Raw genomic sequence first — 18,497 nt, 5'->3', positions numbered from 1 at the left:
TATTTTGATAGGGTTAGGGTAATCAAGTAGGTTGTTAAGACCAATGTTGAATTCTATTTTGTCTTAATTTCCCATTCAATAATCGGTTGTGTTTTAGGAGCTGTAAAACATCCTAAGGCTTTTAATTTTAAAGTGATTTCATCTTTTAGGACCAATGTTTTTATAGCTACTTTTTTTATCTCACCTGCTTTTATTTCAAAAACCGGAGAACTGTCATAAAACGAGTATTCAGATTCGTTTTGAAAAAGTAAATCACTACTAGTCACATTCTTTAATTCTAATTCTAACACTTGGGTGTTTTTGGCATAGCTAGCTTTTTCTATAACTATACTTGCCTTTAATAACGGAACCAAAAATTCTGCTTTGCCTACCATTAAATCATTATAAACAGCAACCGTTCTACCTGCAAATAAAGCTTCTTGCATGCTGGCAATAGTACGTTCTTTTGCAAAGACTAAAGTAATGGGTCGTTGATTTCCTTTTTCTGTATAATCCCAATCAATGAGACCGTGAATGTCACTGGTACCCATAATCGTTAAATTATGTTCTAAAGCCAATGCCAGCGACTCTTGTGCATAATCCACAGAATTAATAACTTCTATACCATGTAGTTCGTTTTTTTTAATGCGTTCTTTTTGAAAGTCGCTGAGAATTGGGTTCCCCTGTGGTGCTTGGGCGTGCCATGCTGGGTGGTTCCAAAATACAAATGCTCCTTGTTTTTTGGCTTCTGCGAAAGCATCTTCTGCTTTATCTTGAACAATAGGGTTTGCATCTTTTATAAATACGGCATTGTTATGCCCCATCGGTGCACTTCTGGTAATTTCAGAACCATGAACAATAAGTAAATCATGTTCCTTGGCCTCTTCCATTGCTATGTTATAAGACCTATTTCTATCTGGGTGCGGAATATCTTCTAGATGGGGTTGATACTCTAAATGCTCGGTAAGTGATATGGCATCTAAGTTGTCTCGTAAGGCTTCCATCACACGAATATTAGGCCAAACATATCCATCAGAAAAAACGGTGTGAATATGTAAATCGGTCTTTAAGTTTTTATAACCTGGTATATCTGGAAAAGAAAGTGGCCGTGAACTTTGATGTTCGTGTTCTTGTGCGGTTACAAATGTTGATATCAGTAGAATAAGTAAAAAGTGAAGTTGAGTTTTCATACGAAAGTCATTTGTTCAAATGTATGAAAATCAACTCATATCAACCGATAATCAAATGATGGGCTAGATTAAAAAATGATTAATTAATTAAAGACACACCTAAACCAAAAGTTGTTTGTCTATGGTTATAATCGATTAGGGTTTCACCATACCCATCAAATAATTGTAGGTGACCATTGAAATTTTCAAAAATCGGGAATGACCAATTCAATTGTATGCTGCCCTTACTTTTGTCTCCATAATTTAGAGAATGCCGCGCAATTGCCATAAAACGCTGTCGTCCTAAATCATAGGTGATGTTGGCTTCACCTCTTCCAATAAAATCTGAAATATTCTCATTGTCATCTATTTTACTACCTATTCGAATCCAAGGTTTAAGCATAACCTGCCAATTGTTACGTTCAAAACCGGCATGAAAAGCTATCCTGTTCCAGCTTCTAGAAATAGGGTCTGATTGTCCGTTTGACTCGTGAATTATTGCCGCACCTATCATTTTGGTATCGAAACCGAGAAACTTAAATTTAACTGGGAAGTTGGCTATAATTTCTGGTTGATAATTTAGTTCCCTAAATGGTCTTGAGCGCTCCGTATTATAAATTTGCCAGTATGCGGTTTGTGAGTAGCCCATCCATAAATCCATATGGCCATCGAACATATTATGAAAAATCTTTGTTTTTAGGCTAACCTGAAATTTTGCTTCAACAGCATTTAAACTTACCGGGGCATCTAAAACTTTAGTAGAGTTTTCGGCTACAGGAAATTCGTTAGGATTAGTAGAATATTTTGCAACAGTAAGGTATATAGGTTTGTACGTGGTAATTAAAAAGGTGCCCCTATGATACTCATCTCCCAATTCCCATAACTCAGAAAGGCTTTTACTATTCTTACCTATCCAATTCTTTTCTTCAGGATCTTGTGCAAATATATTAAAGTGGCTATAGAAGAAAATAATAAAGCTAAATGCGAAAGTTATTTTTTTGAACATTAAATTAATTTAAAAACGCAAAACTATATATTTGAAATCGTTAGCAGTAGTCTTTAACATATTAATGGTAATTCAATCATGAAACCAGCTGAGGTATATATTTTAAATCAGCCAGAGCCGTATCGTAGTATTCTTTTGCATTTGCAAATGATGATTGAGTCTACATTGCCACAAGTAGAATTAAAATATAAATGGAATATTCCTTGTTTCTACATTGGTAAATCGCCCATTTGCTATTTGAATGCATCACATAAAAAACAGTTTGTAGATATCGCTTTTTGGAATTCTGCACACCTTACTAAACATTTGAACGTACTAATTTCCGAAAAACGAAAAGTAGTACGTTCATTACGTTACGCTACTCTAGAAGAGATTGATAACAACATTCTAACCGATGTACTGAAAGATGCATATTCAGTTCGTCAAAACGGATTTTATAAGCGAGAAAACTTAGGTTAAAACTGATTTACTACAGTTCTAAGTGCTACCAAGTCAGTCAACAACTTTTTCATCAATCCCAAATCAAGCATATTAGCACCATCACTTTTTGCATTGGCACAATCGAAATGGGTTTCTATGAAAAGTCCGTCAACACCTGCAGCAATTCCTGCTCGTGCCATAGTACCAATTAGTGCTGGTCTACCGCCTGTAACACCTGAAGATTGATTAGGTTGTTGTAATGAATGGGTAACATCTAACACGACAGGTGCAAATTGCTTCATGGTCGGTACACCTCTAAAATCAACAATCATATCTTGGTAACCGAACATAGTGCCACGGTCTGTAATAATAGCTTGTTGGTTGCCGGTTTCGGTAACTTTATTTACAGCATGTTTCATGCTTTCGGGACTCATAAACTGTCCTTTTTTGATGTTTACAGTTTTGCCTGTTTCAGCAGCTGCAACGACTAAATCGGTTTGGCGTGCTAAAAAAGCAGGAATTTGCAATACATCTACATATTCAGCGGCCATAACGGCATCTTGTTCTGTATGAATATCCGTTACGGTCGGAATTTTAAAAGTTTCAGAAACTTTACGTAAAATCTTCAATGCCTTTTCATCCCCAATACCCGTAAATGAATCTAACCGACTGCGGTTTGCTTTTTTAAAACTTCCTTTGAATACATAGGGAATTTTAAGGTCATTTGTTATGGTAACAATATGCTCTGCAATACGTAAGGCCATATCTTCACCCTCAATGGCACAAGGGCCAGAAAGTAGAAAAAAGTTATTTCTATCGGTATGTTTTATTTGTGGTATTAAGGATAGGTTCATTCGTCGAATATTTTTGGACAAAGATACTATTTTCAGAAGCTACCTGTTCTATAAGGATAAGATTGTCGAAAACCCCAATCCGAAATGTTTTTTAAATATACTTCAGCCCTGTTTTTATTTTTTATAGCAATAAGCCAAGCGAATGCTCAGTTTGGAAAAAATTGCGAATTAAGGCAGGTGAAAATCAACTTGATGAATCCTGGGTTCGAATATGAGATGGCATTAGGAACCAATACTACTTTTGATATTAAAGCGGGGTTGCAAGTTGCATTAGATCCGCTGCTGCCAGAGGTGTATGACGAGTTGGCATTTCTGCCCGCAATTGCTGGTCAATATCGCTACTATTATAATTTCGAGAAACGGCAACGAAATAGAAAAGAGATTTATGGCAACTCGGCGAATTATGTTGCTCCCGCAGCTGAGATCTTTTTTCCGGGTACGCGAACCATTGAAAATGAAATTGTAAAAGGTGCTTTTGGTTATGCAGGTATAGTCACTGGATTGCAGCGTAGTTTTAATTCAGGATTCAATTTTTCTGTTGATATAGGTGGTGCGTATTATGTTGGTCAATTTGATGGAGCTATATATCCGGTTGCCAATTTAAGTATAGGTTGGATCGTTAGTGAAAAACGTTGGTGCGTTGGCAGGTAGTGTCGCAAATATTTTCTTAATATTTCTTTAAATCAGGTGGTTACGTTTTTATAAACGATTAGTTTTAAATGCAACTTCAATCCAACCACATGAAAAAAATTACGTTAGTTCTTCTATTTTTCACAGCACAAATTGTTCAATCTCAAGTTAGAAGTATTGCCGAACAGGGTTCTGGAATAGTGAATCTAGAACGGCATCAAGTGACCTTGAATTTGATAAATCCTGGTATTAGTTATGAAATAGGGTTATTTAGAAATGTGAGTGCTTCAGGATCCACTGGTTTTGGTTTGGCCAGTTATGATGAAGGCTATGTTTTTGGTTATGCTTTACATAATAGGGTTAGGTATTATCATAATTTTAATAGACGATTGGATATGGGTAAAAATGTATCCGGGAACTCAGGAAATTATATTGCCTTATCAAACACCATTTTCTTTTCACGGCTAAGAGTAACTACGGATATTGAAGGCCCCAAGGATTTCAATATCGGATTTTACGGCATGCTCTATGGTATTCAACGTACGTATGAAAAGGGCTTTAATTTTAATGCGGAATTGGGCGCGGGTTATTATCAAGGTGATGGCGTGCCAAGCGGTTATGGTCCTCTTTTTAATTTCACTTTTGGCTGGGTACCCACCAAACCTAAAGCTAGAAAGCCTGTTTTTGATTAATTGGGCCTGATTCTTGCTGCCTGTTAAAAACAAAAAAAAATCTTTCCCATGAGAAAAACCATAATTCTTGTTACTCTTCTATGTTCAGCTTTTTCACTTTCAGCACAAACTAACAAATTGGTAGAAAATGGACTTTTAAAATTAATGTCTTGGCGCCAGGTGTGCCTTAAGAATTGAGAGTTGGCGATAAAACGACATTGAATTTTGAAGGCTTTTTAGGTTTTGCACTCAAAGGAGGGTCTGACGGAGAAACAAATTTTGGACTTTACCCTGGTATAGGTAAAGAATTTAGGTACTTTAATAATTTGGAAAGGCGTTTAAGAAAAGGTAAAAATGTTGCTGAAAATTCATGAAACTACCTTGGCTTTTTAAATCAGTTTCAATTCGGCCAGCCCCTCATTGGAGATTTAGAATACGAATCAGACTACTATTGCAACCTTGTAAATGTATATGGTATTCGGAGAACTAGGCCTAAAGGTTTTTACTGGGGTATTTCTTTTGGACCTGAAGTTTTAGTAGATGAATTTGATACAACTCCTGGAATTTTAATAGATGATAGATTAGGTTGGGTAATAGGTGAAAGAAAAAAGGAGGTATTACTTTAGCAAACCCTCTCAAAATCAATAAGATAAAAATAACATAAGTTTAAGTGTAGCTATTGAAAATTGAAGTATCTTTGCACGCTTAAAATAGACCTTATGTCCACTACAAAGAATATTGCGATCATTGCGCACGTTGACCACGGTAAAACCACCTTGGTTGACAAAATAATGTACCACTGTAGCTTGTTTCGTGAAAACGAGAATACAGGCGATTTAATTTTGGATAATAACGATTTGGAAAGAGAACGTGGTATTACCATTACTTCCAAAAACGTTTCCGTTATATATAAGGATACTAAAATAAATATTATCGATACTCCTGGTCACGCCGATTTTGGTGGTGAAGTTGAACGTGTATTGAACATGGCAGATGGTGTATTGTTATTGGTAGATGCATTTGAAGGACCAATGCCTCAAACGCGTTTTGTATTACAGAAAGCTATTGATTTAGGTTTAAAACCTTGCGTAGTTATAAATAAGGTCGATAAGGAAAACTGTACTCCAGAAGAGGTACATGAAAAGGTTTTCGATTTAATGTTCGAACTAGGTGCTGAAGAATGGCAGTTAGATTTCCCTACGGTTTATGGTTCTGCAAAGAACAATTGGATGAGTGATGATTGGAAAAATGAAACCGATAATATTGAGCCACTTTTAAATATGGTGATTGAGCATGTGCCTACTTTCGAACCTAAAGAAGGTAATACCCAAATGTTGATTACATCTTTAGATTTCTCTTCATTTACTGGTAGAATCGCTATTGGTAGATTGCAAAGAGGAACTTTAAAAGAAGGACAACAGATTTCTTTGGTGAAACGCGATGGTTCTATTGTGAAATCTAAAATTAAAGAACTTTTTGTTTTTGAAGGTCTTGGTCGTAAGAAAGTACAAGAAGTTGAAACTGGTGATATTTGTGCTTTAGTAGGTGTAGAAGGATTTGAAATTGGTGATACTGTTGCCGATTTGGAAAACCCTGAAGCATTAAAAACTATTACTATTGACGAACCTACAATGAGTATGTTATTTACCATTAACGATAGTCCGTTTTTTGGACAGGATGGTAAATTTGTAACATCAAGACATATTAAAGATCGTTTGGCAAGAGAATTGGAAAAAAACCTTGCTTTACGCGTTAATGAAACTGATAGTGCTGATAAGTTTTTAGTCTTCGGTCGTGGTGTTTTACACCTTTCTGTTCTGATTGAAACTATGAGGCGTGAGGGTTATGAATTACAGATTGGGCAACCACAAGTAATCATAAAAGAAATTGATGGTGCAAAATGTGAACCGATCGAGCATTTAACTATCGATTTGCCAGATGAGGTTTCTGGTAAAGCTGTAGAAATGGTATCTATTCGTAAAGGGGAGATGACTAAAATGGAAGCAAAAGGTAATCGTATGTTATGCGAGTTTCAAATTCCATCACGTGGTATAATCGGTCTTCGTAACCAATTGTTAACAGCTACTGCTGGTGAGGCAATTATGGCACACCGCTTTTTAGAATATCAGCCAATGAAAGGTGATATTCCTCAACGTCAAAATGGTTCATTGGTTTCTATGGAAAAAGGAAAAGCAATTCCTTATTCTATCGATAAATTACAGGATCGTGGTAAGTTCTTCGTTGATCCAGGTGAAGATATTTACGAAGGTCAAGTAATCGGTGAAAATTCTCGTGGCGATGATATGACTGTAAACATTACGAAAACTAAAAAAATGTCTAACGTACGTTCTTCTGGTGCAGATGATAAAGCTAAGATTGTTCCTGCAATTAAGTTTTCTTTAGAGGAAGCTTTAGAATATATTCAGAAAGATGAGTATGTTGAGGTTACTCCTAAACATTTACGCCTTCGTAAAATTTACTTAACGGAAAATGACCGTAAGCGTAATAAAATAGCATAAGTAAAAAAGCCTCTTTTTGGAGGGGCTTTTTATGTTTTAATAGTAAAAGCCACCTTTTCAGGTGGCTTTTTTACTTTTATAGTTTTGATAAGAATTCTAAAGGCTTCTTATTTTGGTTTTACTTGGCTGACATATTGTTAATTACTGTACATAGATTAAGAAAAATGCAAAAAATTAAGATACATTTTCCTACTTCCTTAATAATGCATGCATCCTTCATTTTTCTTCGTTTCTGCATAGAATTTTATCTAATTTAAAGTGCAATTAAAACTCAACTCAAACTAATAGTATTATGCAACTAAAAGGTAAAAATGTACTCATCACCGGGGGTACTCGCGGTATTGGAAAATGTATGGTTCAAAACTTGATTAAAGAAGGAGTAACCAATATTGCCATTATAGCTCGTGATAAGCAAAATTTAAAACAATTATCAGAAGAATATAAGGAAGTAGATTTTATTAGAATTGCGGGAGATGTTGCCAATATTCAAGTTCTGCGAGATGCTGCGGCACGTATTGAGGATAAATGGGGACATTTAGATATTCTGATCAATAACGCAGGTATTGTTGCCGCAGGTCCTTTAGAGGATATACAGGATGAAGACTTGTATGATCAAGTTGCTGTAAACTTAACGGCGGTTATGTTGTTGACAAAGTACTGCATTCCTCTTTTAAGGTTTTCTGAAGATGCTTATATCTTGAATATTTCATCTGGGTTAGGATTGATCGGTATGCCTTTCTATGCTGTTTATGGAAGTACCAAAGCTGCGATACGTCAATTTTCAGATTCTATGAGACGTGAGTTGGCACCTTTTAAGATTTCTGTAACCTGTGCTTTTCCAACAGCTACGGATACTGAAATGATGCAAAAATTTAAAGGGAGAAAAATGGATTCGCCAGAGTTTGTGGCCGTACGCTCCATACAGGGTATGTTGAATAAAGAAATTCGAGTAATTTTTGGTGGTGAGGAACGACTTAAAGAAAATCGTTTGAATTTTGAGGCTCCGGCAGAACTTGATATGCTGGTGGCACAAAATTATGAGCAACGAAAAACAGCTAGTTTAGATCATAAAGCCGTGTAATCATAATTGGGAAATAAACTAACGGTACACAACTATGAAATTACTTTACAAATTTTCACTTTTATCTGTATTTGCAGTAATTGTTTCCTGTAATGAAACTCCTAAACCTGTTAATGAAACTACCATTGAAAAGATTGCTGAAAGTAGTGTTATCTCAATTCCAGATTCGTGGGTAACATCCCGTGCGGCAAAAGCTAAAGAAAAACTAAACAGCTCTGAAGCCGGAAAAGTAGTATGGAATGCAATGGAAGCCCATGGTGGGTTGGTTACTTGGTATGCTAACGGTCCGTTATCTTTTCGTTTCAATTATCAGCCACAAGATGGAAAAACACCTAGAGATAGTTACCAAATAGTAGATACATGGAGTAATAGGGCAGTGCATACCAGCGCAACTGATAGTGCAGCTCATTTTGGTTGGACAGGTGAACAAGCTTGGATAAAAACAAAAGATAGCACCTCTTTTGAATATGACACCAAATTTTGGGCGCTAACGCCGTTGTATTTTTATGGTCAACCTTTTGTGTTGGATGGTGAAGGGGTGAATTTAGAGTTGCTTCCAGAAGTTTCTTATAAAGAGCAAAAGCAAGATGTGGTTAAGGTAACTTTTGATGCTGGCACAGGTGATGCTCCTGATGATTATTATATACTTTACTTTGGTGAAGAGTCGCATAAAATTGCCGCTATACGTTATATCGTTTCTTATCCTGAGTATTTTAAAGATGGTGGGCATGCACCTGAAAAGTTTATGGAAGTGATAGGAGAAAATACGGTTAATGGTATTTTGTTTCCGACGAGTTATAAAACGCATTGGTTAACTAAAGATGAAAAGCCTGGAGAGTATATTACTAAAATAGATGTTTCTAATGTTTCTTTCAAAAATGATTTGCCAAAAGATTTTTTTGATGTTCCAAAAGATGCCAAAATTCTAAATGAATAATTTGTTTTAGTTATTTAAAATAAAATAATCCCAAAGATATCTTTGGGATTTTTAATATGCTTTTTGCTAATTGTTAAGCTTTTTTGATTTTGTATTGAGAAGCTACTGCAGCACCAATAATACCGGCATGATTTTGTAATTCCGCAGGAATAACTTTAGTGTCAATTTTTATTTGAGATTTAAACTGGTCGAAATCCTTTGATGCACCACCACCAAGAATAATTAAATCTGGAGAAATAATTAATTCAACAAATTCTAAGAATGTGTTGAATCTCTTACCCCATTTTTTATAGGATAATTTTTCACGGTCTTTTGCAGATCCTGCAGCCCATAATTCAATTTTCGAATATTTTTTATACGGTATTTGGCCAAGTTCAAAATTAGGAATTAATCTACCATCTAAAAAGGCACCACTACCTAAACCGGTGCCAATGGTAATCATAACGACCAAACCCTTTTCGCCTTTACCAATGCCATAATTCATAGTGGCGTAACCCGCGGCATCAGCATCATTTATTACGGTAAAATCTAGTCCGGTTTTCTTTTCTAATAACTCTTCCACATTTACACCTAACCAACTGGGGTCTAAATTACCAGTAGCTTTACAAACACCGTTTTTGATGATGGTTGGAAAACCACAACCCACTTTGCCTTTATAATTGAAATGGGCAACAATTTCTGCAATAACATCGGCCATTGCGTCTGGTGTTCGAGGATTAGGAGTCGGAATTCGAAAGCGTTCAGAAATCATTTCTCCGGTTTCCGAATCAACCAACGCTCCTTTAATTCCAGAGCCACCTACATCAATACCAAGTAAAGTCATTTTATTTTTCTTATGAAATACAAAGAAACGAAAAAGAATCGGCTCTTCGAAGTGAGTTTTAAAAGGAGATATTTTTAGTGGTATTGAAAAAAAATAGGGTATAAAAAAAGGACCTTTTTGGTCCTTTTAATTGTTTTATTCCGGCATAAACAGATCTACGATAGTGCTTACTTGAATTTCTTCATCAAATTCATCCATTTCTGTATCTACAATGAAAGTGATAATGAATTGTTTCCCTATATAAGTTTTGTTGGTTAAATCGTATTTCTGGCTAACCTCATCGCTCACATTGGTAAACTCTGCATTGTAGCCGTCTTTATCTGTAAAAACATATACGCCATCTTCATAGCTTACAAAGGTTCCGTTCATTTTTTCTGCATCTTGGCAGTAAACGCTTGATAATGAAGTAAAAGCTACGAATAATACTACTAAAATCGATTTCATTTTTTTAATTATTTAGTTTAGTTATTAATTTTTTTGGTCCACATAACTTGTAATAAAAGTTGATACAAATGAACTATAAATAGTTGAATTACGATTTATTTTATCATTTTATTATGAAAGATTTTTGTATTCCTAAATACCTGTACGTCAGTATGCTAATTTTGGTTTATTGTGTTAAAATAATTTGACGATACATAGGTTTGTAGCTCAATTTGATACTACCTTTGATGAATAATTCAACACAATTCAATTGAAAAATAGTAACACATATTCCTTTTACAGTATACTTTTTGTTGCACTTTTTACTGCGGTCCATATTTCTTTCTCCCAGTCACCGTTGTCGGACGATAATGTAAAGGCATTGGTTAATAAATATAAGAATGACATACGCGGACCTTATAAAGATATTCGTTGGTTTTGCACTGATGGTAGTGTAAGGCAGCCAAAAGATCCTTGTCCTGATAATATAGGCCCTGGTGTACAGCATGCAAGATATAAAGATGAAGTTATCGCCTTGGGTAAAAGTAATCATATCTTTTTAGGTCAAATTTTAGCCTATTCTATAAATGATGATTTATGGGATATGGACCATAATCATTCTCGCTTAAAGCAATATCAGATAGATAAATATCTTCGTCTTATTGATGATGGCTGGGTGAATCAAAAAGGTCAATTCTATAGAGGCTCCGTTCAGGTAGAAGATGAAGAAGCTTGGGGTATCGGTTTTTATAAGTGGATTTTGGTAAAGGATGTTGTAGTCGCTGATAATTTTTACTTCCTAAGACAATCTTTAAAAGACATACCGCATTATGGCGATGATAATGTAGCACAATTAATGCGTAGCGAATCGAAAGTTATTTCGGATATCTACTTGCCTTTTATGGATTTGAGAACCAAAATTCACAGCCAGCCTGAAAAATCGGATATTCAAAAAATACTAGATTTTAAAGCAAAAAATCAGAAGTCCTTAACTACCGATTTAAATAAAAAAATTGATGGCCTTGTGGTAACCATGCAAACCTTTTTTAAGCCCGTTGATGTTCAATCCTTATTGAATAAATCGAAATTAGTGAAAGGCACCACCTTAGGAGATAAGGTGCAAGCTTTTATTCAGGGGAAAGCTAGTAATGAGACACCTTCATATTTGGTTAACGAAGCTTCGCAGTTACTTTTAGATATTCGAGAAGGATTATTAGAGGAAAAACGACCAATTGGGCGTTTGCAATTATTGGATATTTCTTTAAAACTAGAAGAACTAATATTTCAAAATGCACCAAATTGGGAGCCATCGACGGTAAGCGGACAACTGGAAAAAATATGCGCGCTAACTACGGCATCGGTTGGTGCCGGATATTTAGAGTTGTGGGAATGGGAGCAAATCTCTGGTACCTTAAGTAAGTTCGGCCAAGATCAATTAAGCTTGGCAGAATTAACCCAAGTATTAGAAACGGCAAGAGCTGCAGTAGAATGGAGTGCAGCAATGGTAAAAGCAAATTACCAAGAGGTTGTCGATACCTATACTACATTTGAACCAAAATCATATGCTTTTATTGATGACCGAATTAGAGGTTCTGTTGCTTTGCATTTGGGAAAAAGTGTTGGAGAATTAGGCGATTTTATTGCTAAAGAATCTGCACTTACCAATATGGTAATGGATATTCCGAATCAGAGTACATTTAGAGGATTGAATCCTGGGTATGCATTCGGCGAATTGGTGGTAGTAGATGGTTCTTCTGAAGATATTGAAGTGTCTTCTGATAAGATTTATATCTTTCAACGTTCACCGTCAGATTTGAAGCCGGTTGCAGGTATCGCAACAGTTGCGGAAGGTAATATGGTTTCTCACGTGCAACTATTGGCGCGTAATCTAGGAATACCGAATGCAGCATTATCCGATGCAAATCTTCAAAGTTTAAAGAAGTACGATGGTGACCGTGTATTTTATGCTGTTTCGAATAAAGGTAATGTGATTATTAAGGCAGAATCAAAAATGACCGATCAAGAGCGCGGACTTTTTGTGAAGAAAGAGCGTAATACGGATAAAATTGAAGTGCCTATTGAAAAAATTCAATTAAAGAATACCGATGTGCTTAATATGCGTGATGTAGACGCGAGTGATTCAGGAGCATTATGCGGACCAAAAGCAGCTAACTTAGGGCAATTGAAAAAAATGTTTCCAGAGCAAGTAGTTGAAGGATTAGTAATTCCGTTCGGAATTTTTAGAGATCATATGGACCAGCAAATGCCTGGTGCCAATAGTTCATATTGGGAGTATTTGAATGCGATGTTCATTGAGGCAGAACGTATGAGAACTGCAGGAGTTTCTGAACCTGAAGTGGAGAATTATCAATTACGACAATTAGAAACTTTAAGAGATGCTATTAAGAAAATGCCCTTAAAAACTGATTTCATGAATCAGTTAGAAACGAAGTTTAAAACGGTCTTAGGTTCTGATTTTGGTAAAATTCCCGTGTTCTTGCGTAGTGATACGAACATGGAGGATTTGAAGGATTTTACCGGTGCAGGACTTAATCTTACTTTATTCAATGTTCTTGACAAGGGGAAAATTTTAAAGGGAGTAAAAGAAGTATGGGCATCGCCATATACGGAGCGTAGCTTTAAATGGCGCCAAAAGTATTTGTTGAATCCTGAGAACGTTTTTCCTTCAATTTTGGTGATACCTAGTGTAGATGTAGATTATTCCGGAGTATTGATAACTAAAGGAATCAATACTGGTAATGACAAAGATTTGACCGTTGCTTTCAGTAGGGGTGCAGGGGGTGCCGTAGATGGGCAATCGGCAGAGACCTATACTATTTATGATGCAGGTGGCTATAGATTGTTAGCTCCTGCGCGCGAGCCTTTATATACTACATTACCTGCTACAGGTGGTACTGCCAAGAAAGTTGCAACGTTTCAAAATAGGGTGGTCAATGAAAAGAACTTAAATAAAATTAAAATCTTGGCAAACACTATTCGTAAGACCTTACCTGAAGCTACCAATTCCGATTACGAAGGTGCTTATGATGTAGAGCTTGGTTTTAAAGATGATAAATTGTGGTTGTTTCAAATACGACCTTTTGTAGAGAATAAAAAAGCAGTGAGTTCTGGGTATTTAGAGTCCATTACTCCTAAAATTAATATTGAGAAAGAAATCTCTTTAAGTACAAAATTATAATGAAGAAAATTTTAGCATTACTGGTTGTAGTTTTTTCTGCTTCCGCATTTACAACATATACATACTACCCAATTGACGGTTACGAGCATACGGGCATAAAACGGTTAAAGCGTTTAGAGCTAATAAAAAGTGGTGAGATTAAAGACGCCACAGCATTACCTGTAGGGGCATTGAAATCATTTAGTGAAATTCAATTGAATTTACTGTCAAGAAAGAGTGATAGCGTCATGGGGTTAATGCAAGTAAATGAAGATTTTCAGAAAGAAATCAGCGCATTGTTTCGTGGTTTAGATAAAAGTTACTCCTTAACGGTATTAGATATATCAGACCCTGGGAATGTGCGTTATGCTGAGCGTAATGAAACGGCAGGTTATCAGCCAGGTAGTGTAGGTAAATTGGCTGTCCTCAACGGACTCTTTACCCAGTTGGCCAAAATATATCCAGATTCTTTCGAAAAAAGAACCGAGCTTTTAAAGAACAAATCGGTAAAAGCGGGAGTGTGGGGCTTAACTGACGAGCATACCATTCCTATTTATAATATCGAGAAGAATACATTGGTGAAACGCCAGGTAATCGCAAGTGATGTGTTTACGCTGTACGAATGGGCGGATCACATGTTATCTGTAAGTAATAATGGTGCAGCAAGTATTGTTTGGCGGGAAGTGCTTTTAATGGCTGCTTTTGGTGATAAATATCCTGATTTAACACAAGAGGAAACCGATGCCTATTTTAAAGAAACTCCAAGAAAAGAATTGACTGATTTAAGTAATGATGTGGTGAATTTACCATTACGTGATTTAGGCATTACTTCCGATGAGTGGCGTTTGGGTAGTTTTTTTACTAGAGGTGCAAATACCTATGTTGGAGATAAAGGCGGTAGTATCGGTTCGCCACAAGGCTTGATGAAGTTCTTGGTTCAATTAGAGCAAGGTAAGGTTGTTGATGAGGCATCAAGCTTAGAAATGAAAAGGTTAATGTATATGACTGATCGAAGAATACGTTACGCACAATCACCTGCTTTAAAAGAAGCCGCAGTATATTTTAAATCTGGTTCTTTATACAAATGTGATAGAAGTAAAGGGGAAGCTTGTGGTAAATATATGGGTAACGTTACCAATTTTATGAATTCAGTTATAATCGTAGAGCATCCTGATAATTGCCGATATATGGTGGTGTTGATGACGAACGTATTACGTAAGAATTCTGCCAGCGATCACATGTATTTAGCAGGTAATATCGATAAATTAATACGTAAGGGGTAAATAATATTAATCTTGGAAAATATTAAGTAACCTGCCGTGGGTTGTGTGGCAGGTTATTTTGTTTAATAGAAGCAACTTGAAAAGACTCACTCCCGCTTTGGTAAAAAAATGTTACAATATTACATGAATGTCCACAGTAAGGGGCAATACAAACCTTTGGTCATACAGGTGTTGATGACTTGTAAATGTTCGCTTCAATTCAAGAAATATGGGTGTATAGTAGACGCTTTTACAAATTCATTTCAAAATTGAATGCTTCTCGGAATATGTATCTTTGCCAAACCATTAACTAAAGATATTATTTCATGTTTAAGAACACTATTCGTTGCGGTAATTGCGCTTTCATTAACCTCTTGTTGGAAAGATAAAAGTCCCGAATACCTAATTCGTTTAAAAGACAAATTTAAATCTCAAGTAAACGCATTTGAGGACAAGAAAGAGATCGCCAATAAAAAAATAAACAAAGATCTAGAATCATTGAATGCCCTAAAAAGTGCATTGGAGGATACCAAAAATGAGGATAAGGAATTTGCAAAGGTATATGGCGATTGGGAGAAAGTAGATCGTCGTGAGCAAAACCTCAATAAAGAATATGATGATTTAAAAGAAAAGGCTTCGAATCTTTTTGCTGCGATGGAAAAACAGACCAATAGTCTAAATGATATAACCAGTAAAAAAACATTAGTAGGAGCCATAGGAAAAGTCCGAACAAAATATAACGGTACGTTGGCCAATACCTCAAAAGCTATCGATAAGTTAAAGCTTTTACATGGTGATGCTGTAGAAGTTGTAAAAGCGTTAGAAGTAGCTGCAGCTCTAAATTCTTTTGATAACATCAACGACCAAATGAAAAGTATAGAAGGTCGTGTAGATGGTATTATGCAAGAGCTGAACATTGCCATTGTGGAGAGTAAAAAATTATACGAGTAAAAAATTACAGAGTTAGGTGAATAATATAAAAATATCTAACATCAAAACCTCAATATTTAATTGATGTTCTTAGTTCTTTGATGTTATAAAATGCCTGCATAAATTCATATGCAGGCATTTTTATTTTTGGTTAATTCTTAAACGAATTATCAAACACTGTTTGTATTTAACTCAAAACCTCAGTAACACCAGGGGTAGGAATTGGATACATACCATCCAGGCCCGGTACACTTGGTGGTGTAGAATTCCAAGTAAATTCACTTGGCATCAATAATTTTTCAGAAGCCATAGCATCTTCCCATGTAATCACTTTGCCAGAATAGGTTGCCATACGGCCCATAATAGCAGTCATGGTACTTTTAGCACCGTTTTCAGCATCACTAATTACTTCATTGTTACGAATCGATGCGAATAATCTATTATGCTCCACTTGATAAGGATTAGGGTCATTTCGATTTCGGTAATCGAACATTTTTTCACCGTCTAGGCCAATTATACTTGCAGCGCCAGCATCATTCATGTCAATACTTCCTTTTGTTCCTTGGAAATTTTCGCCCACTTTAGACCAAGTGCCCGGTTGGTGGCGACATTGACTCGCAATTACGGCTCCACTTGGGTATGTAAATTCTACAAAATGATGGTCAAAAATCTCACCATGGTCTTTTCCTGTTCGAACCAATCTACCACCCATTCCTTGGGCAGAAATTGGATATTCACCTATAAACCAGTTAGCAACATCTATATTGTGAATATGTTGTTCTAAAATGTGATCTCCACATAGCCAATTGAAATAATACCAATTACGCATTTGATACTCTAATTCGGTTTGGCCTTCTTGTCTTGGTCGTACCCAAACACCACCACTATTCCAGTACACTTGTCCGGATACTATTTTACCAACATCACCTTGCTTGATTTTTTCTGCAATGGCCAAATAATTATTTTGATAATGACGTTGAAGACCTACCACTACATTCAGATTTTTGTCTTTGGCAATTTTTGCCATTTCTAAAACCTTTCGAATACCAGGTGCATCTGTGGCCACGGGCTTCTCCATGAAGACATGTTTGCCATTATTAATAGCGTACTCAAAGTGATAAGGTCTAAAACCTGGTGGCGTTGCTAAAATAACAACATCTGCTTGGTCTATTGCTTTTTTGTAAGCATCGAATCCCACATATTTATGGGCATCCTTTACATTTACTTTTTTAGTGCCTTCGAATTCTTTCTGTAAGTTCAGTAGACTTTTGTCCAATTGGTCTTGAAAAGCATCTGCCATGGCAACCAACTCTATATTTTCATCAGCTTTTAAGGCTTGGTTTGCAGCGCCACTACCACGACCACCACAACCTATGACGGCTAATTTTAGTTTTTTGTCGTTAAAGACGTTTGCCATTGCACTCATTTCCAAACCTGGCAATAACATTCCCGCGCCCACAATGGCTGTGCTTTTGCAAAAGTCTCGACGCGAGTTTTCCGGTTTTAAACTGTTTTTTTTCTTAGAGTCGTTCATGTTGTTTGGTTTTAAGGTTTTAGGGACTATTCGCCCCAATAGTTGTTGATTTCAGTTTCTTTAGGCACATTTGGATCTCTTACAATTCTAAAGCCAACATAAGGGGCATCGGTATTCCACCATTTGCTTTTTGGAAATTGCGGATCTCTCATTTTCCAATTCTCATTAGAACCTAAGCGGGCTGCACTTCTTAAGTATTCAGCATCGTCATAATACGAACCACCTCGCACAGAACGTGGGTATTCTTCCTTAGCTATTTCTATAGGTGATCGGGTAACACCATCTCTAGTCGTATAAATTCCTGAGATATATTGGTCTAACGTCCATTCAGCCACATTACCATGCATATCATATAAGCCCCAAGCGTTAGGTTTCTTTTGACCTACGGGATGATAGCTGTCTTCACTATTCTCATAAGACCAAGCATACTGTTCAAGCATTTTGGGGTCATCGCCAAAGTAGTAAGCGGTTGAGCTTCCTGCACGAGCGCTATATTCCCATTCCGCTTCGGTGGGTAGCCGATAAAAATGACCGGTTTTTGCAGAAAGCCATTTGCAAAATTGAGATGCAGCGTATTGTGTTACATTGCCAACTGGTAAACCTTTGCTCGTTCCCATACCAAGACTCATGTCTACATAGGGTATAGTTGCGCCTGAAATTGCATCAATTTCAATCTCTAAATCTTTGCCTTTACTGTTTGATTCAATACTATCTATTGCTCTGTTTACGAATAGATTATAGAGCTCCCATGTTATTTCGTACTTAGACATCCAGAAAGAATTTAATTTCACCGTATGTACCGGGCCTTCTTCTTTACCTCTTTTTTCTTCGGACGTTTTGCTCCCCATCGAAAAGCTTCCAGCGGGAATAGCAATCATTTCAATGCCTAAATTTGAACCTCCTATAGATTGTGTGTAATCTTGAAATATTTCTTCTTGTGAATACAAATGATTCATTAAAATAATGCACAGAAGGGTAAATACATGTTTTGATAAAATCATATCCTAAATATAAGATTTTATCAATAATAAAAGATTTACAAAAACAAGGTTTGTGTAGCGCTCCTTAACTGGTTTATGTT

Annotated in this window: 16 protein-coding genes; 9 read left to right on the top strand and 7 right to left on the bottom strand. The window is 36.2% G+C overall.

The window, feature by feature from the left end:
- Positions 1-53 precede the first annotated feature (53 nt).
- Both AACZ41_RS12525 and AACZ41_RS12520 read right to left on the bottom strand, forming a co-directional pair.
- Positions 54-1,169, bottom strand: coding sequence for an Sb-PDE family phosphodiesterase (locus AACZ41_RS12525; RefSeq protein WP_339628838.1), 1,116 nt, complete (start codon positions 1,167-1,169; stop codon positions 54-56).
- A gap of 79 nt (positions 1,170-1,248) precedes the next feature.
- A complete protein-coding gene (locus AACZ41_RS12520; protein WP_339628837.1) occupies positions 1,249-2,154 on the bottom strand; it encodes a phospholipase A in 906 nt (301 codons plus the stop codon).
- A 78-nt stretch (positions 2,155-2,232) separates the two neighbouring features.
- On the opposite strand from AACZ41_RS12520, the gene AACZ41_RS12515 reads away from it, so the two are divergent.
- Complete coding sequence (locus AACZ41_RS12515) at positions 2,233-2,613, top strand: DUF1801 domain-containing protein (RefSeq protein ID WP_339628836.1); 381 nt, start codon at positions 2,233-2,235, stop codon at positions 2,611-2,613.
- On the opposite strand, the gene kdsA is transcribed toward AACZ41_RS12515, so the two are convergent.
- Entirely contained in the window at positions 2,610-3,428 is an 819-nt protein-coding gene (gene kdsA / locus AACZ41_RS12510) for a 3-deoxy-8-phosphooctulonate synthase (protein ID WP_339628835.1), read from the bottom strand. The genes AACZ41_RS12515 and kdsA overlap by 4 nt on opposite strands.
- A gap of 192 nt (positions 3,429-3,620) precedes the next feature.
- On the opposite strand from kdsA, the gene AACZ41_RS12505 reads away from it, so the two are divergent.
- From AACZ41_RS12505 to AACZ41_RS12485, 5 genes are all read left to right on the top strand, one after another.
- Positions 3,621-4,079, top strand: a complete 459-nt coding sequence (locus AACZ41_RS12505; RefSeq protein ID WP_339628834.1) for a hypothetical protein — start codon at positions 3,621-3,623, stop codon at positions 4,077-4,079.
- Positions 4,080-4,168: 89 nt separating this feature from the next.
- Entirely contained in the window at positions 4,169-4,750 is a 582-nt protein-coding gene (locus tag AACZ41_RS12500; protein ID WP_339628833.1) for a hypothetical protein, read from the top strand.
- A gap of 698 nt (positions 4,751-5,448) precedes the next feature.
- Positions 5,449-7,248: a translational GTPase TypA gene (typA, locus tag AACZ41_RS12495; RefSeq protein WP_339628832.1), complete on the top strand. Its 1,800-nt coding sequence runs from the start codon at positions 5,449-5,451 to the stop codon at positions 7,246-7,248.
- 292 nt (positions 7,249-7,540) lie between these two features.
- Complete coding sequence (locus AACZ41_RS12490; protein ID WP_339628831.1) at positions 7,541-8,329, top strand: SDR family oxidoreductase; 789 nt, start codon at positions 7,541-7,543, stop codon at positions 8,327-8,329.
- A gap of 34 nt (positions 8,330-8,363) precedes the next feature.
- Positions 8,364-9,266, top strand: coding sequence for a hypothetical protein (locus AACZ41_RS12485; RefSeq protein ID WP_339628830.1), 903 nt, complete (start codon positions 8,364-8,366; stop codon positions 9,264-9,266).
- Positions 9,267-9,339: 73 nt separating this feature from the next.
- On the opposite strand, the gene AACZ41_RS12480 is transcribed toward AACZ41_RS12485, so the two are convergent.
- A complete protein-coding gene (locus AACZ41_RS12480) occupies positions 9,340-10,089 on the bottom strand; it encodes an ROK family protein (protein WP_339628829.1) in 750 nt (249 codons plus the stop codon).
- 135 nt (positions 10,090-10,224) lie between these two features.
- Positions 10,225-10,533 carry a hypothetical protein gene (locus tag AACZ41_RS12475; RefSeq protein WP_339628828.1) on the bottom strand — a complete coding sequence of 103 codons (309 nt, stop codon included), beginning with the start codon at positions 10,531-10,533 and terminating at the stop codon, positions 10,225-10,227.
- Positions 10,534-10,783: 250 nt separating this feature from the next.
- On the opposite strand from AACZ41_RS12475, the gene AACZ41_RS12470 reads away from it, so the two are divergent.
- From AACZ41_RS12470 to AACZ41_RS12460, 3 genes are all read left to right on the top strand, one after another.
- Positions 10,784-13,711, top strand: a complete 2,928-nt coding sequence (locus tag AACZ41_RS12470) for a PEP/pyruvate-binding domain-containing protein (RefSeq protein WP_339628827.1) — start codon at positions 10,784-10,786, stop codon at positions 13,709-13,711.
- Positions 13,711-14,973 (top strand): serine hydrolase, encoded by a 1,263-nt coding sequence (locus AACZ41_RS12465; protein WP_339628826.1) that lies wholly within the window; start codon positions 13,711-13,713, stop codon positions 14,971-14,973. The genes AACZ41_RS12470 and AACZ41_RS12465 overlap by 1 nt, the downstream gene beginning before the upstream one ends.
- 252 nt (positions 14,974-15,225) lie before the next feature.
- Positions 15,226-15,903, top strand: a complete 678-nt coding sequence (locus AACZ41_RS12460; RefSeq protein WP_339628825.1) for a hypothetical protein — start codon at positions 15,226-15,228, stop codon at positions 15,901-15,903.
- Positions 15,904-16,069: 166 nt separating this feature from the next.
- On the opposite strand, the gene AACZ41_RS12455 is transcribed toward AACZ41_RS12460, so the two are convergent.
- Positions 16,070-17,416 carry a Gfo/Idh/MocA family oxidoreductase gene (locus AACZ41_RS12455; RefSeq protein ID WP_339628824.1) on the bottom strand — a complete coding sequence of 449 codons (1,347 nt, stop codon included), beginning with the start codon at positions 17,414-17,416 and terminating at the stop codon, positions 16,070-16,072.
- 26 nt (positions 17,417-17,442) lie between these two features.
- Positions 17,443-18,417 (bottom strand): formylglycine-generating enzyme family protein, encoded by a 975-nt coding sequence (locus AACZ41_RS12450; RefSeq protein ID WP_339628822.1) that lies wholly within the window; start codon positions 18,415-18,417, stop codon positions 17,443-17,445.
- Between the last annotated feature and the right edge of the window lie 80 nt (positions 18,418-18,497).

This window comes from uncultured Maribacter sp. (assembly GCF_963974015.1).
GTDB lineage: Bacteria > Bacteroidota > Bacteroidia > Flavobacteriales > Flavobacteriaceae > Maribacter.
Note: the sequence above shows the minus strand (reverse complement) of the source record. Positions and strands in the feature narration are given on the sequence as shown.